At 54.4% G+C, this 14,955-nt stretch carries 10 protein-coding genes; 1 reads left to right on the plus strand and 9 read right to left on the minus strand.

The annotated features are described in order from the left end of the window. Nucleotides 1–54: 54 nt before the first annotated feature. The 4 genes from corA to rpiA all read right to left on the minus strand — a co-directional run bounded on the left by corA (nt 55) and on the right by rpiA (nt 4,349). Nucleotides 55–1,173: a magnesium/cobalt transporter CorA gene (gene corA / locus ABHF33_RS05830; protein ID WP_348946032.1), complete on the minus strand. Its 1,119-nt coding sequence runs from the start codon at nt 1,171–1,173 to the stop codon at nt 55–57. After that, nucleotides 1,122–2,615, minus strand: coding sequence for a Ppx/GppA phosphatase family protein (locus tag ABHF33_RS05835; protein ID WP_348946033.1), 1,494 nt, complete (start codon nt 2,613–2,615; stop codon nt 1,122–1,124). Before ABHF33_RS05835 ends, corA begins: the two co-directional genes overlap by 52 nt. A 183-nt stretch (nt 2,616–2,798) precedes the next feature. Beyond that, nucleotides 2,799–3,512, minus strand: coding sequence for a phosphate signaling complex protein PhoU (gene phoU, locus ABHF33_RS05840; RefSeq protein ID WP_157670178.1), 714 nt, complete (start codon nt 3,510–3,512; stop codon nt 2,799–2,801). 180 nt (nt 3,513–3,692) lie between these two features. Next, complete coding sequence (gene rpiA / locus ABHF33_RS05845; RefSeq protein ID WP_348946034.1) at nt 3,693–4,349, minus strand: ribose-5-phosphate isomerase RpiA; 657 nt, start codon at nt 4,347–4,349, stop codon at nt 3,693–3,695. A gap of 339 nt (nt 4,350–4,688) precedes the next feature. Between rpiA and rarD the strand changes: the two genes are divergently transcribed. Then, entirely contained in the window at nt 4,689–5,564 is an 876-nt protein-coding gene (rarD, locus tag ABHF33_RS05850) for an EamA family transporter RarD (RefSeq protein ID WP_348946035.1), read from the plus strand. Between the two features lie 2 nt (nt 5,565–5,566). Here rarD and ABHF33_RS05855 read toward each other — a convergent pair whose 3' ends face one another. From ABHF33_RS05855 to gltB, 5 genes are all read right to left on the minus strand, one after another. Next, nucleotides 5,567–6,166: a MarC family protein gene (locus ABHF33_RS05855; RefSeq protein WP_157670175.1), complete on the minus strand. Its 600-nt coding sequence runs from the start codon at nt 6,164–6,166 to the stop codon at nt 5,567–5,569. Nucleotides 6,167–6,229: 63 nt separating this feature from the next. Then, nucleotides 6,230–7,273 carry a tetratricopeptide repeat protein gene (locus ABHF33_RS05860; RefSeq protein ID WP_348946036.1) on the minus strand — a complete coding sequence of 348 codons (1,044 nt, stop codon included), beginning with the start codon at nt 7,271–7,273 and terminating at the stop codon, nt 6,230–6,232. Further along, a complete protein-coding gene (locus ABHF33_RS05865) occupies nt 7,273–8,571 on the minus strand; it encodes a tetratricopeptide repeat-containing diguanylate cyclase (protein WP_348946037.1) in 1,299 nt (432 codons plus the stop codon). The genes ABHF33_RS05860 and ABHF33_RS05865 overlap by 1 nt, the downstream gene beginning before the upstream one ends. A gap of 63 nt (nt 8,572–8,634) precedes the next feature. Beyond that, entirely contained in the window at nt 8,635–10,047 is a 1,413-nt protein-coding gene (locus ABHF33_RS05870; protein WP_348946038.1) for an FAD-dependent oxidoreductase, read from the minus strand. A gap of 140 nt (nt 10,048–10,187) precedes the next feature. Beyond that, nucleotides 10,188–14,633: a glutamate synthase large subunit gene (gltB, locus tag ABHF33_RS05875; protein ID WP_348946039.1), complete on the minus strand. Its 4,446-nt coding sequence runs from the start codon at nt 14,631–14,633 to the stop codon at nt 10,188–10,190. Nucleotides 14,634–14,955 lie beyond the last annotated feature (322 nt).

Consider the following 14,955-nt stretch of genomic DNA (forward strand, 5'->3'; position numbering starts at 1 on the left):
CCACGGGTATAAGGCTGTAAAGCATACCCAAAAAGGCCTACAGCGCTATACCCATCAGACCGGATTAATCCAGCGCCTAGACCAGAAGAACCAGCCCAAACTACCACCGAGCAAACCCATGACGCCCAGCACGGCAAAATACGCCCACGACCAGCGTAGTTCGGGCATGTAATCAAAATTCATGCCGTAGATCCCGGCAATCAGCGTCAATGGGCTGAAAATAATCGTGAACACCGTGAGCGTGCGCATTTGTGTATTCATGGTTTGCGATTGCAGTGCCAGATAAATATCCTGCAAGCCCGATACAGCTTCACGCAGCGCTTCAACGCTTTCGATCAGTTGCACCGTATGGTCGTACACATCACGCAGATACAGCTGTGTTTCGTCCTTAAAAAAATCGGCATCGTCGCGTTGCAGCACATTGATCACCTCGCGCAAAGGCCACAAACCGCGCTTGAGCGATTGCAGCGAACGGCGTAAATGCTGCACTTCCTGCATCTGATCGGGATTTAACTGCTCGATGATTTCGTCTTCCAGCTCATCAACGCGCTCGCCGATTTGCTCAAGCACCGAGAAATAGCGATCAACCACTTTATCGAGCAAGGCGTACACCAGATAGTCGCTGCCAAACTTGCGCAGCTGCGATTCGCCATTGCGAAGCGAGTCACGAATGCTGGCAAACGTACCGGTTGGTTTTTCCTGAAAAGTCAGCAAAAAATTACGCCCGACCACCAGACTGATCTGTTCCGAATCAACCGAGCCAAATTCATCCAGAAACATCAGCCGCGCGGTGATAAACAGATAACCGGGGTAGCTTTCAATCTTGGGGCGCTGCTGGGTATTGAGAATGTCTTCGAGCACCAAGGGATGCAAATGAAAGCGCTTGCCGATCAGCTGCAGTTGCGCCAGATCTTCCAGCCCGTGCAGATTGAGCCAGTAATTGCTATAGGTAGGCTGAAAGTCGCGGCCTTGCTCCAGCGCGGTAAAGCGGGTTTCCAGAAATTCACCGTCATTCTGGCCAAATTCAATCAGCGTCGCCAACGTGGGCAGCGGGTCTGCGGCACCGACGTATTGCAGCGAGCCTGGCGCAAGGCCAGCCTTGCTGGATTTAAGATGCGCCTTTATTCGGCGGCGATGGCCTGCACTTGTAGCGTCACGCCGATGTTTTGCCATGCAGTCGTTTCCTCAGTAAGCGCAAATGCAGTCAGCGGGTGCGCATTCAGCCAGAGCGCATCAATGGTCAGCGTATAGCCTTCACTCTGGCGCACCAGCTCGAATTCGGGCGGGGTTTCGTCCAGCCGCGAACGATAAAACAGCACGGCCAGCCGCAAAGCCAGAATGGCGTCCCATTCGGCAGCGCTGACGCTCTCGCCCGATAGCTTGGTCAAGCTGCCAGCATGCGCCAGCACCAGACGCGACAACCAAAGCTGCTCACGGCGGGAAAAACCCGGCATGTCGGCATGCTGCAAAATATACGCCGAATGTTTGTGATAGCTGGCGTGGGCGATTGAGCGCCCCACTTCGTGCAATAAAGCCGCCATATGCAGATGACGGGCCAGCACAGCGTCGTCCGGCACGGCTTCGCCGCGCAAGGCCTCGAATAATTGCATCGCCATCGCGGTAACCCGGTTGGCTTGCAAGCCATCGACATGGTAGCGGCGCTGGAAAAAATCGACGGTGCGGTCGCGCACATCATATTGGGTCTGGCGCTGCATCAGATCGTAGAGCACCCCATCGCGCAAAGCGCCATAGGTGATATTCATCCGCTCGATGCCCAGCATGTCAAATGCCGCCTGCATAATGGCAAAACCCCCTGCCACCACAGCGCGTCTATCGTCACGCAAGCCGTTGAGCACCAGCTTGTCCACATGCCCGGCGGCCAGCATTTTCTCACGTAGGGCGGCCATGCCGGAACGGGTGATACCCAGGGGGGATAAATCGTTCAACTCAAGGATATCCGCCAGCGAGCGGGCAGTACCCGAGGTGCCAATCGCCCGCTGCCACTCGCTGGTGTGAAAATCGGGTACCAGCGGCAAAAATGCGCCCCGCGCCGCCAGCTCAGCCGTTTCCAGCCGCTCGCGGGTGATCACGCCATCAGGGAAGTAACGCATGCTCCAGCCCACGCAACCGAGCTGGATACTTTCAGTGCGGAAAGAGCGATATTGGCTACCAATAATCAGCTCGGTCGAGCCGCCGCCTATATCAACCACCAAGCGGCGCTCGCGCGTATTGGGCAGGCTGTGCGCGGCACCGATATAAATCAGCCGTGCTTCTTCACGGCCAGCAATAATCTCGATCGGAAAACCCAGCGCCGCTTCGGCCAGGGGGAGGAAATAGGCCGAATTGCGCGCCACACGAAACGTATTGGTCGCGACCGCCCGCACGCATTGCGGCGGCAAGCCCGCTAGCCGCTCGCCAAAGCGTGATAAAGCGGCGATCAGCTCGGCAATTGCCGCCTCGCTCAGGCAGCCCTGCGCATCAAGCCCGGCGCCAAGGCGCACGGTCTCTTTCAGCGAATCGAGCGGGAATAAAGAGCCCTCAACCACACGGGCCACTTGCAGGCGAAAACTGTTCGAGCCAAGATCAACGGCAGCGATGATCGAGTGATCGCTCATGAAGGGGGTTGCTCCAAAATCTCAACAAATCGCCAGCATCTGCAGGCCAGAGCTGGCCAATGCTGAACAATTTCTGGATTATTTATTCTTTAGGTGCGTCAATTTACCGTAATCAGGCAAAAAAAACACGAAAAAAAGGGGCAATCAGCTTGCCCCTTTTTTTACTGCAACACCTGATTCAGATCAGGCTTTGGCAATCGCATCGACTTCGGCTTGCGATTTGTGGCGTACATCACGCCCTTTCACCAGATACACCACATGCTCGGCCACATTGACCGCCAAATCGCCGATACGCTCGGTGGCTTTGGCAATCCACAGAATATCGAGCGTCAGCGAAATCGAGCGCGGGTCTTCCATCATCACGGTAATCAGCTGGCGTTGCAGCGCGCGGTATTCCTGATCAAGTTGCTCATCAGCGGCAATCACTTCTGCGGCTGAGGCCGAATCCAGACGGGCAAAGGCATCCAGTGCGCGCGTCAGCATGTCCAGCGCCAAGGTGGCGATGTGATTGACTTCCTGGAATTTGGGCACCTGCATCTTGCCGCTATCAAAAATCGACTTGGCGCGCAGACAGATTTTGTGCGCCTTGTCGCCAATGCTTTCCAGATCTTCAACCGACTTGATCACCGTCATCACCAGGCGCAAATCCGATGCCGCAGGCTGGCGGCGGGCGATCATGTGCACGCACATATCGTCCAGCTCCAGGTGCATGGCATTGACCTTCTGCTCTTGCGCGATCACCAGATTGATAATGCCCATATCGCCAGAAGCCAGCGCCTTCATGGACAGGCGAACCTGCTCTTCCACCAGGCCGGCCATCGCCATCACCTGGGTACGAATCGCGTTCAGATCCGCGTCAAACTGGGTAGAAATGTGTTCCGAGAAATGTTCAGGCATGCGCAATAACTCCAAGATAATTGTCCAACACCTTAGCAGCTAAAGATGACAAAAATATTTCATTTCATCGCCCTACCCGCATTCCGGTGTGCAACTGCACAAAAGCTTCGCCTTTACCAAAGGCGCGAGCGAAAACTTTTGTCTTGCCGCTTGATGCGCTCAATTGTAGTGCCGAATGCCTTACTTGATGGTTTTTACGCCGCTGGCCGTACCCAGTAGCAACACATCGGCGCGACGATGCGCAAAAATGCCATTGGTCACCACGCCGACGATTTGATTGAGCTTGCTTTCCAGCTCATTGGCTTGCGTAATTTTCAGGCCATGCACATCGATAATGATATTGCCATTGTCGGTCACCACGCCTTCGCGGTAGGCCGGATAGCCGCCGAGTTTGACAATTTCGCGCGCCACATACGAGCGCGCCATTGGAATCACTTCCACCGGCAAGGGGAATGCACCCAGTACGTCAACCAGCTTGGACTCGTCGGCGATACAGATAAATTGCTCCGCCACCGCCGCCACGATTTTTTCGCGTGTCAGCGCTGCGCCGCCGCCTTTGATCATTTGCAGCTGATGGTTGATTTCATCTGCGCCATCAACGTACACCGGCAGCTCGTCGATGGTATTGAGCTCGTACACCGGAATACCATGCGATTTCAGCCGCGCCACGCTGGCTTCGGATGACGAGACCGCACCTTTGATACGGCCTTTGATTTCGGCCAGAGCGTCAATGAAGTAGTTGGCCGTCGAGCCGGTGCCCACGCCCACAATACAATCATCAGGAATATACGCAATGGCCGCACGGCCTACTGCTTCTTTGAGTTCATTTTGAGTCATGGCAGCTCCTAGGTGAATGCCCGCAATTATATATCGCCGATACCGATTACGTACCAGCAGCATCATGACGCCGATTGTGCCGCCGTAGTGGCCTGAGTAACTTGCTGCGCATCAACTCTGCCGCAATTAGACTGCGGCCATGTGCCTCAGCGCCAACTACGTGCTGCTGACGCCGAACATACCCATTGATGTATATGCGTAAAAGACAATACATACATAGACTACAAGCATATACCCATAGGCCAATGCAATTGTGTACCTTGATCAGAGACTGAACTGTTGCTGTTGCCGCTGATTGGGCCTCGTTATACTAAATAGCCAATCTACCGAGCCGCCATCATGAATTCAGGCCTACTCTCCGCCACGCTGGCCTATCTGCTCTGGGGTCTTTTTCCGCTGTATTTCAAAACCATCCAATTTATGCCAGCGGGCGAAATTGTTTTGCACCGCATCGTCTGGGCGCTGGCTTTTTTGCTGGGGATACTGGCTCTGCGCAAGCAATGGGCCTGGCTTGGGCAGCTGAAAAATCGCCGCTTGCTGGGTGGGTTTGCGCTGAGCGCCGTGCTGCTGTCGATTAACTGGCTGGTATATATCTGGGCGGCGAATTCAGGGCGTGTAGTGGACGCCAGCCTGGGCTATTTTATTAATCCGCTGATTAATGTGCTGCTGGGCGTGCTGATTCTGCACGAGCGGCTGCGCCCGGTGCAGTGGCTCAGTATTGGAATTGCGGCAGCCGGTGTAGCCTGGCTCACCGTGGCAGCGGGTCAGCTGCCTTGGGTGGCGCTCACCGTCGCGACCACTTTCGGCATTTATGGCTTGCTGCGCAAAACGGCCAGCCTGGGTGCACTGGAGGGGCTCACACTGGAAACGGCAATTCTATTTCCGGTGGCGGTGTTGGGACTGCTGTTTCTGAGCGCCAGCGGCGGCAATCATTTCAACCATGCCCCATTAGGTATACAGATCAACGTCATGCTAGCCGGGCCCATTACGGCAATACCCCTGTTACTCTTTGCTGCTGCAGCGCGAAAAATCAGCATGACGCAATTGGGTTTATTGCAATATCTGGCACCGACCGTGCAGCTGATTCTAGCCATCTGGCTATGGCACGAACCCTTCGGGCCTGAACGGATGGTGGGATTTGGCCTGATCTGGATTGCCCTGATCATCTTTAGCGGCGAAAGCCTCTGGCAGCGGCAGGCCAGAATCGTTGCTTAAGTTTAAAGTCCAGCCAGATAAGTCTTGATGCCATCGAGCAGCATTTGCACGGCAATCGCGGTCAGGATCAGACCCATCAGCCGTTCAAATGCCGTGGTCACCTGCTCGCCGAGTACTTGGGAGATTTTTTCGGAAAAAGCCAGCGTTAAGGCGCACACCAGCATGGTCAGCGCCAGCGCGCCCACCCAGAGCCAGATACGCTCCGGGTCACGCGACACCAGCAGCAATACCGTGGCCAATGCCGAGGGGCCAGCCAGCAGCGGAATTGCCAGCGGCACAATATAAGGCTCGCCCTGCTGCGCATCGCCAAACACACCATCGGGATGTGGGAAAACCATGCGCAGCGCAATCAGGAACAAAATTACCCCGCCTGCAATGCCCAGCGATGTTTGCGAGAGATGCATGACCTGCAGAAACTGGCGGCCAAACACCATAAACAGCAGCAAAACCCCAAAGGCCACGCTGACTTCACGAATAATCATGCGCCAGCGCCGCTCTTTGGGCACCTGCTTCATCAGCGAGACAAAAAGCGGAATGCCGCCGAGCGGGTCGGTCACCAGCAGCAGCAAAATAAAAGCAGAAAGAAAAGTCGGGCTATCCATGCCACGAGTTTAACGACAGCGCCCGGTTCGCCATATACGGGAAATCGGCGAGTGATGCGGCCATTACAAGCCGAGTTGTGAGCCGACCAGACGTATCTGGCTGCGACTCATCAATTGCTGGATCTGGCGTAGCTGTGCAACCGACATTTTGCTACTCGCCTGCTGCTGATCATGCAGCAGATCGCTGTAATACGGCAGCGTCGCCGAAAGATTGCCCTGCTGCAGATACCAGCCGAGCAAGGCCTGATTGCAGCGGCGCTCCAGTGCGGCCTGACTGCCTTGCCGCGCCAGTTGCAAAGCTTTGAGCAAAACCTGCTCGGCGCTGGCATCGCCCATCTTGAACAACACTTCGCCCAAGGCAGTGAGCGCGTGCGATTTGCCCCATAGATTGTCATTCTGCACGTTCAGCTCGTAAGCCGTTTCCAGCTCGATCCGGGCTTGTGCATAGTGATGCTGGGCACCGTGCACCAAACCACGGTAATACACCACCTCGGCTGACCAGATTTTGTTGGTAATGGTGGCTTCAAGCAGTTTTTCTGCTTCGTCGATGCACTGCATGGTGTAGCTGTAACGCTGCAGCCGGAAGGCGTCGCTGGCGATATTGAGCAGCGCTTCGCAGCGGCGCTCGTCGTGATTGATTCTGCGCGCCATTTCCAGCGCCAGCTCGTTGAATTTCAGCGCCGAGTGATAGTCGCCAAAGCCGATATACACCTGGCCTATTCCCAGATAAACCCGAATGCACAATTCGCGATCATTGATCTTGCGCGCGATCTGCAGCGCAGATGACCAGTGATCCAGCGCGAGCAAGGGTTCACCGGATAGCAGGTGCGATGTGCCTAGCAGAATCATGGCCTCGGTTTCATCGTGCGGAGCAGGCACTTTGCGAAATTCGGCAATCGCCGTTGAAAACGCCATCTGCGCCTTGTGATGTTCGCTGATATGCTGCCAAGCATGCCCCAGAATCACCGAGGCCAGCGCCATTGCCCGCACATTGCCGTGCGCCGATTTAAGCAATTCCAGCGCAACAAAAGGCGATGGTGGCGAGCCGCAATGAGACTCTCTGGCAATGGTTTCCAGCTCCAGAATCAAACGCTCATCGACCGACATTAGAGTTCTCCATCCCAGCTGATTTCATTCATTTCCTTGCGCTGTGCCAGAAATAGCGCCAGATTGGCCCGCAGCTGGAAAATATCACGCGTTTCTCCAGGCTGATAATACGCCCCGCCAATACTAATGCCCAAAGGCTCGGGCAAATGCCCCTGCTCCAGCGTGCTCATATGCTGCTGCACCCGCGCCATCATCTCTTCGATCTGCTGCTTGGGCATATCCAGAACCAGCAGCTCGAATGCGCCGGTGCCCGATGTCATCAAAATGGCGTCAGCCGGGCATTCGGCCTGCAAAATCTGGGCAATCTGGATATATATCAGCAGTGCCGCTTCCTTGCCCAATACCTCGCTGATGCTGGCATACAGATCAATCCCGATGCTCAATAGGCACACGGGTTTGCCGCCTTCGGCCTGCCGCAGTAAAGCATCCCAGCGCATCGAGAAATAACGGGGGTTATACAGGCCAGTAATTTCATCCCGGAAACCCACGGTTTCCAGCTGCTGCACCTGCTGATGCTGAGCCGCATTTTTCTCGCGCAGCAGCTCGATCTCGATTTCATTGGTGATTTGCTGCAATTTGAATTCGATTGCCGATAGTCGGCGTGGTTTGTGCTGAGTGGGCAGGGCACCACCAGCCAGCGCCAGTGCTTGCCCGAAATAATCAGCGGCCTGTGCTTCGTGCCCCACAATTCGACAGGCGCGCCCCAGCTCGATCAGCATTTGCTGGCGATCACCTTCGAGCAGGTGCAAATGTCGACAGGCAATCTCGATGGCGCGCACCAGGCGCTCATCCTCAACAGCAGGTCGCTGGGCATACAGTTGCAGCAAAGCCAAGCTGCAATGCGCCTGCGCCAGATCATCATCGGCATACAGCTCGATAGCCAGCTCAAGCGCCACACGCGCCTGCGCATAATCGCCCAGATGCGCATGAATCTGGCTAATCAGCTCTTGCAAAATAGGGCAGCAGGCAATATCGGGAAAATCATGCGCCTTGTGCAAGGCACGCAGCGCCAGATCGGGCTGCGACAAATCAATCAGATCAAGGCCAAGGTGCAATTGCAGCAGGCTTTGCAAATACCGGTCATTAGCCGATAGCTGTAGCGCATGCGTATGCATCGCCAGAGCTTGCTCGATTTGGCCAGCCTGCCGAATCTGCGCGCCCAGCACGGCCCAGTATTGCACTTCTTCATACAGGCTTGCTGCTGCTTGCAAGCCAGCCAGCCAAACCTTGACCGCACTTTTCAAATGCCCCTTCCGCGCCAAGGCCAGACCTTTGTCCAATTGTTGCTGCTGATTCACGCTACACCTTTCAGTTCTCATAAAAAAAGCCCCGCGAGCGGGGCTTTTCTTACACACAGATGATTACCACTCGCCCAAGTACGCAAGTATACCCTCTGCGGCGTTACGACCTTCATAAACTGCACGCACAACGAGATCTGCGCCACGCACCTGATCGCCGCCCGCAAAAATTTTCGGGTTAGACGTCTGATGTTTGAAGGCTTGCTTCTCTGCGGCAATCGTGCGACCCCAGTCATCGGTTTTAACGCCTTGCGCGTCAAACCAAGACTCTGGCTCGACCGAGAAACCAAAGGCCACGATCACATGATCGCATTCGATCACACGCTCAGAACCAGCCACCAATTCTGGACGACGACGGCCTTTCTCATCTGGCGCGCCCAATTGCGTTGAAACCAGCGTCAGCGCCAAGCTGCCATCGGCATTCTTTTCAATTTTCACCGGTTGGCTGTTCCACGCAAATTCAACGCCTTCTTCTTTGGCATTAGCGACTTCACGTTTCGAGCCCGGCATGTTTTCTTCATCACGACGGTAAGCACAGATTACGCTGGCTGCACCTTGGCGAATTGAAGTGCGGTTGCAATCCATCGCGGTATCGCCACCACCCAGCACGACAACACGTTTGCCTTGCATTGAAACGAAGGCTTCACCTTCCAATGTCCCCATGCTGTTACGCACGTTGTTCACCAAGAATGGCAAAGCTTCCAGCACGCCAGGCAGCTCTTCACCGGCAATACCGCCTTTCATGTATTTGTATGCGCCCATGCCCATGAATACGGCATCGTAATCAGCAAGCAGGGTTTCGATTGTCACGTCTTTGCCGATTTCGGTATTCAGACGGAATTCAACGCCCATCTCTTCCATGATCTTGCGACGCGTCACGATGACATCTTTTTCCAGTTTGAATTCTGGAATACCAAAAGTCAGCAAGCCGCCGATTTCTTCGTAGCGATCAAACACCACTGGCGTTACACCGTTGCGCACCAGCATGTCGGCACAACCCAGACCTGCTGGGCCAGCACCGATCACGGCCACTTTTTTACCAGTCTGAATCACGCCAGACATGTCTGGGCGCCAGCCGGCCTTGAAGGCTTCGTCGGTAATGTATTTTTCGACCGAACCGATTGAAACCGCGCCAGCATCAACCTGGTTCAGCGTACACGCACCTTCACACAGGCGGTCTTGCGGGCAAACGCGACCGCAGATTTCTGGCAATGAATTGGTTTTGTGGCTCAATTCAGCCGCTTCAAACAGCTTGCCTTCTTCAACCAGTTTCAACCAGTGCGGAATGTGGTTGTGCACTGGGCACTCCCACGAGCAGTAGGGATTACCACAGGACAGGCAACGACCAGCTTGCTCGCCAGACGTTACTTTATCCAATGGGCTGTAGATTTCTTTAAATACGAATTTGCGCTTTTCAACGGCGACTTTCTCGCCTGGGTTGCGCGCAACATTCAGAAACTGAAACACGTCTGACATGGGTATACCTCGGTAAGGAGTGAGGAGCAAGGCGTAAGGGGCAATACCCCCGAATACTCACTATCTCATCCTGAATTCTTACCGTGTGAGGAGGAGCGGGCTGTTACACCTCACACCTCACACCTCACACCTCACATAAATCAATCTTTCAACAAGGCATCGAGCTTGGCGACTTTTGGTTTTACCAACCAGAAGTAATCCACGGCTTCGTCAAAGTTCGCCAGCAGCTCAGCCGCTTTGCTAGAACCTGTCAGATCAGCGTGCGCTTTGATCTTGTCTTTCAAGAACGCACGGATCGCGCCGTAGGCTTCGCCATTGATCAGATTGGTATCAATCAGCTCGTTGTTGTAGCGATAAGCGAATTTCTGCGTTGGATCGTAAACCAGTGCAAAACCACCCGTCATACCCGCGCCGAAGTTGTAACCGGTTTCACCCAGTACCACCACGCAGCCGCCCGTCATGTATTCACAACCGTGATCGCCCACGCCTTCAACAATCGCTGTCGCGCCCGAGTTCCGCACCGCGAAACGCTCACCGGCCATACCTGCAGCGTACAACTCACCACCGGTCGCGCCGTATAGACACGTGTTACCAACAATGGTGGCTTCGTGTGAAGCAAACCCGCTGCCTTTTGGTGGGTAGATGACGACTTTACCGCCGTTCATACCTTTACCGACGTAGTCGTTCGCGTCACCGGCCAACTCAATCGTCAGACCTTTAGCATTCCAAACGCCGAGCGATTGACCCGCAGAGCCGTTCAGTTTGATGTGCAATGAGCCATCCGGCAGACCCGCTGCACCGTGTGCTTTAGCGATCTCGCCTGACAAACGTGCACCAATCGAGCGATGGATATTGCGTACATCGTATTCAAAGCTTTGCTTAGTACCGGCTTTGATACCTGCCAATGCGTCACGCACCATTTCTTCCGCCAACTCGCCTTTATCGAAAGACGGGTTGCTCGCTTCAACGCAGAAACGCGGAACTGAATCAGGCGTCGTGCCTTGGCTAAGCAAGGCATTCATCGCCAATTTTTTCTGCTTCTCGGTTGCGCCTTCGATCAGACCCAAGAGTTCAGTGCGGCCAACCAGATCTTCGAATTTACGAATACCCAGGCTTGCCATCAACTCGCGAGTTTCTTGTGCGATGAAGGTGAAGTAATTGACGACCATTTCTGGCAAGCCGATGAAGTATTTGCTGCGCAGTTTGATTTCTTGCGTTGCAACGCCGGTCGCGCAGTTGTTCAAGTGGCAAATCCGCAAGAACTTACAACCCAAGGCCACCATCGGGCCAGTACCAAAGCCGAAGCTCTCAGCACCCATGATCGCCGCTTTCACAACGTCCAGACCGGTTTTCAAACCACCGTCGGCTTGAACGCGAACGCGGCCGCGCAGACCATTGGCACGTAATACTTGCTGCGCTTCGGTCAGACCTAACTCGAACGGCGAACCTGCGTATTTTACAGAGGCCAGAGGCGACGCGGCAGTACCACCGTCGTAACCAGAAATCGTGATCAAGTCAGCGTAGGCTTTCGCTACACCGGCGGCAATCGTACCCACGCCTGGTTCGGCAACCAACTTGACCGAAACCAGGGCAGCAGGGTTGACCTGTTTCAAGTCAAAAATCAGCTGCGCCAAATCTTCAATCGAGTAAATATCGTGGTGCGGTGGTGGCGAAATCAGGCTGATGCCTGGTTTGCTGTGACGCAGTTTCGCGATCAATGGCGATACTTTATCGCCTGGCAGCTGGCCGCCTTCACCCGGTTTTGCACCTTGGGCCACTTTAATCTGCAGCACTTCAGCGTTCACGAGGTAGTGCGGTGTAACACCGAAACGACCTGAAGCTACCTGCTTGATTTTCGACATTTTCGGCGTGCCGTAGCGAGCTTCATCCTCACCACCTTCACCCGAGTTCGAGCGCGCGCCCAAACGGTGCATCCCTTCGGCCAAGGCTTCGTGCGCTTCTGGGCTCAAGGCACCCAGCGACATACCGGCCGAATCAAAACGCTTCACAATGCTTTCGAGCGGCTCAACTTCATCAATCGAGATTGATTTCGCTGGATCGATCTGTAGCTCCATCAAGTCGCGCAACATCGCGACTGGGCGTTTGTTTACCAAGTCGGCGTATTGTTTGTACGCTTTGTAGTCGCCGTTCTGGACTGCTTTTTGCAGCGCCATCACCACGTCTGGGTTGTAAGCGTGGTATTCCTCGCCGAACACGTACTTGAGCAAACCACCTTGCGCCAATGGACGCATTGGGTTGAATGCCAGCTTGTTCAATTTAGCTTGGTCTTCTTGGAAATCGCCGAAGTTCGCACCAGAAATACGCGAAACGGTGCCGGTTAAGCACAGATCGATGACTTCTTCACCAATACCCACGCCTTCAAACAATTGCGAACCACGGTAAGAAGCAACGGTCGAAATACCCATCTTCGACAAGATCTTCATCAGACCTTTGTTGATCCCTTTGCGGAAATTGTTCGCTGCTTTTTCGAGTGTCGACTCGATTTGACCCATATCGATCAATTCTTTGATCGTTTGGTAAGCGAGGTACGGTACAACCGCCGTCGCGCCGTAGCCGATCAAACACGCAAAGTGGTGTGGATCGCGCGTGGTCGCGGTTTCAACGATGATATTGGTTTTGCAACGCAGGCCAGCGTTGATCAAGCCATGGTGAACTGCACCGACGGCAAACAATGCAGGAATCGGCAAGCGACCTTTGGCAATGTTTTTATCCGACAGCACCACAATCACCGTGCCGTTATTCACGCTAGCCAGCACGTCGGCAGTCAATTGCTCAATTGCAGCTTTCAGTGTGGTCGTTGCGGCGTCAAAACAGATTTCAAAACGTGCTGATTTGAAGTCCGGATCGTTTTGACCAACGATGGCGTCGAACTTATCGGTCGACAACACTGGCGACGTCACTTCCAAGCGCTTCGCGTGGCTTGGGCCGTCTTCAAACAGATTGCGCTCTGGGCCGAAACACGTATTCAGCGACATCACGATCGCTTCACGGATCGGGTCGATCGGCGGATTTGTTACTTGCGCAAATTGCTGGCGCAGGTAATCGAATGGTGAACGTACTTTTTCGCTCAACACAGCCATTGGCGTGTCGTCACCCATCGAGCCAATTGCTTCCTGACCATCCGCAGCCAAGACGCGCAAGATCTGATCGCGCTCTTCAAACGACAACTGGAATTGTTTCTGGTAGGTCAACAGCGTTGCCTTATCCATTTCTTCCAGTGGTTTGTTGTCCTCAGCCATTTCCAAGTGTGTCGCATGCTCTTTGAGCCATGCGCGGTAGGGCTGCGCCGATTTCAGGTTGTTATCGATGGTTTCGGTATCGATAAACTCGCCGGTTTTCAGGTTAACGGCAACGATCTGACCTGGTTTCACGCGGCCTTTTTTCGCCACTTCTTCCGGTTTGTAGCCCCAAACGCCGATTTCGGAGGCGATGGTGATATGACGATCTTTGGTGATGACATAACGCGCAGGACGCAGGCCATTGCGGTCGAGCGCACAACCGGCGTAGTCGCCAGCGGCCCAAACGATACCGGCCGGGCCATCCCATGGTTCCATGTGCAGCGAGTTGTATTCGTAAAATGCACGCAGATCGCGGTCGTTCGAATCCACATTCTGCCAAGCTGGTGGCACCAGCAAACGGAAGGCGCGGAACACGTCAACGCCGCCGAGTACCAGGCTTTCGAGCATATTGTCCAGACTCATCGAGTCCGAACCGTTGGTTTGCACGATAGGACGAATCGCGTCCATATCGAGTTGTTCGCTGCGCATGATCGCTTCGCGCGCTTTAGCCCACGCACGGTTACCGGTCAGCGTGTTGATCTCGCCGTTGTGCGCGAGGAAGCGGAATGGCTGCGCCAGTTTCCATTGTGGCCAGGTATTGGTCGAGAAACGCTGATGGTAAACCGCCAGACTTGAAGCGAAACGCTCGTCTTTCAAGTCGAGGTAAAACACTGGCAAGTTGTCTGGCGTAACCAGACCTTTGTAGGACATCACGTACGGGTTCAGCGTCGGGATGTAGAAATCTTTGTCGCCCGCATTGGCTTTTTCAGCCAAGCGACGCGCTTGATAGAGTTTGCGGGCAAATTCGATCTCGGCCAAACCGGCTGGCGCATTAACGAAAATCTGCTTAATCGATGGCAATGAAGCCATCGCCGCTTCGCCGAGCGCATCCAGATTCACTGGAACGTCACGTACGCCTGCTACAGTCAGGCCTTGGCTCTCTACTGCGGCCACCAGATTGGCGATTGATTTTGCACAGGTATCTGCATCCAGCCCAGAAAAAACAAGGCCTGCAGTAAATTGCTCTGCCAGGGTATAGCCATTGTCTGCGGCGACTGCTTGCAAAAAGCCAGTTGGCTTGCGGAACAATAACCCGCAGCCGTCACCTGACTTGCCATCGGCGGCTACGGCACCGCGGTGAGTCAAACAGGCCAGAGAATTAATCGCAGTCGATACCAGCCAATGCGACGGTTTATCATCCATCTGCGCGATCAAACCGAAGCCGCAGCTATCTTGCTCGAACTCTGGGCGGTACAACGTGCCTTCTAACCAGCTTTGTCTATCCATCACAACGGAACCCTTAAAAGCCAAAAAACAAACCCACTAGGGATTGACCCTAGTCAAGCGAAAGGGCTTGATTCTAGCTTTTAAGGGTGCTAAACGCAACCCAAGACCCCGCCTGCTAGACAATCGGGGATATCCCTGAAAGCAAAAATTACCAAGGCTTCACGCCAAGTAAGCCAGATTTAAACGCGTCTTAAAGTTCACCCTGCTCACAGCACTCTTGTGGCGCATTCAAACGCAAACACAGCATCGCAGGCGATCGCTCTGTGCATTGATGAAATTGCAAAAAACAGACTGCATATCATGATCAGCACTGCACATCGTC

This window comes from Chitinibacter sp. FCG-7 (genome assembly GCF_040047665.1).
Classification (GTDB): Bacteria; Pseudomonadota; Gammaproteobacteria; order Burkholderiales; family Chitinibacteraceae; genus Chitinibacter; species Chitinibacter mangrovi.

Coding starts and splice junctions, on each gene's coding strand:
- ABHF33_RS05835 (WP_348946033.1), bottom strand. CDS start 2,615: ATGAGCGATCACTCGATCATCGCTGCCGTTGATCTTGGCTCGAACAGT.
- corA (WP_348946032.1), bottom strand. CDS start 1,173: ATGGCAAAACATCGGCGTGACGCTACAAGTGCAGGCCATCGCCGCCGA.
- phoU (WP_157670178.1), bottom strand. CDS start 3,512: ATGCCTGAACATTTCTCGGAACACATTTCTACCCAGTTTGACGCGGAT.
- ABHF33_RS05870 (WP_348946038.1), bottom strand. CDS start 10,047: ATGTCAGACGTGTTTCAGTTTCTGAATGTTGCGCGCAACCCAGGCGAG.
- gltB (WP_348946039.1), bottom strand. CDS start 14,633: ATGGATAGACAAAGCTGGTTAGAAGGCACGTTGTACCGCCCAGAGTTC.
- ABHF33_RS05855 (WP_157670175.1), bottom strand. CDS start 6,166: ATGGATAGCCCGACTTTTCTTTCTGCTTTTATTTTGCTGCTGCTGGTG.
- ABHF33_RS05860 (WP_348946036.1), bottom strand. CDS start 7,273: ATGTCGGTCGATGAGCGTTTGATTCTGGAGCTGGAAACCATTGCCAGA.
- rpiA (WP_348946034.1), bottom strand. CDS start 4,349: ATGACTCAAAATGAACTCAAAGAAGCAGTAGGCCGTGCGGCCATTGCG.
- rarD (WP_348946035.1), top strand. CDS start 4,689: ATGAATTCAGGCCTACTCTCCGCCACGCTGGCCTATCTGCTCTGGGGT.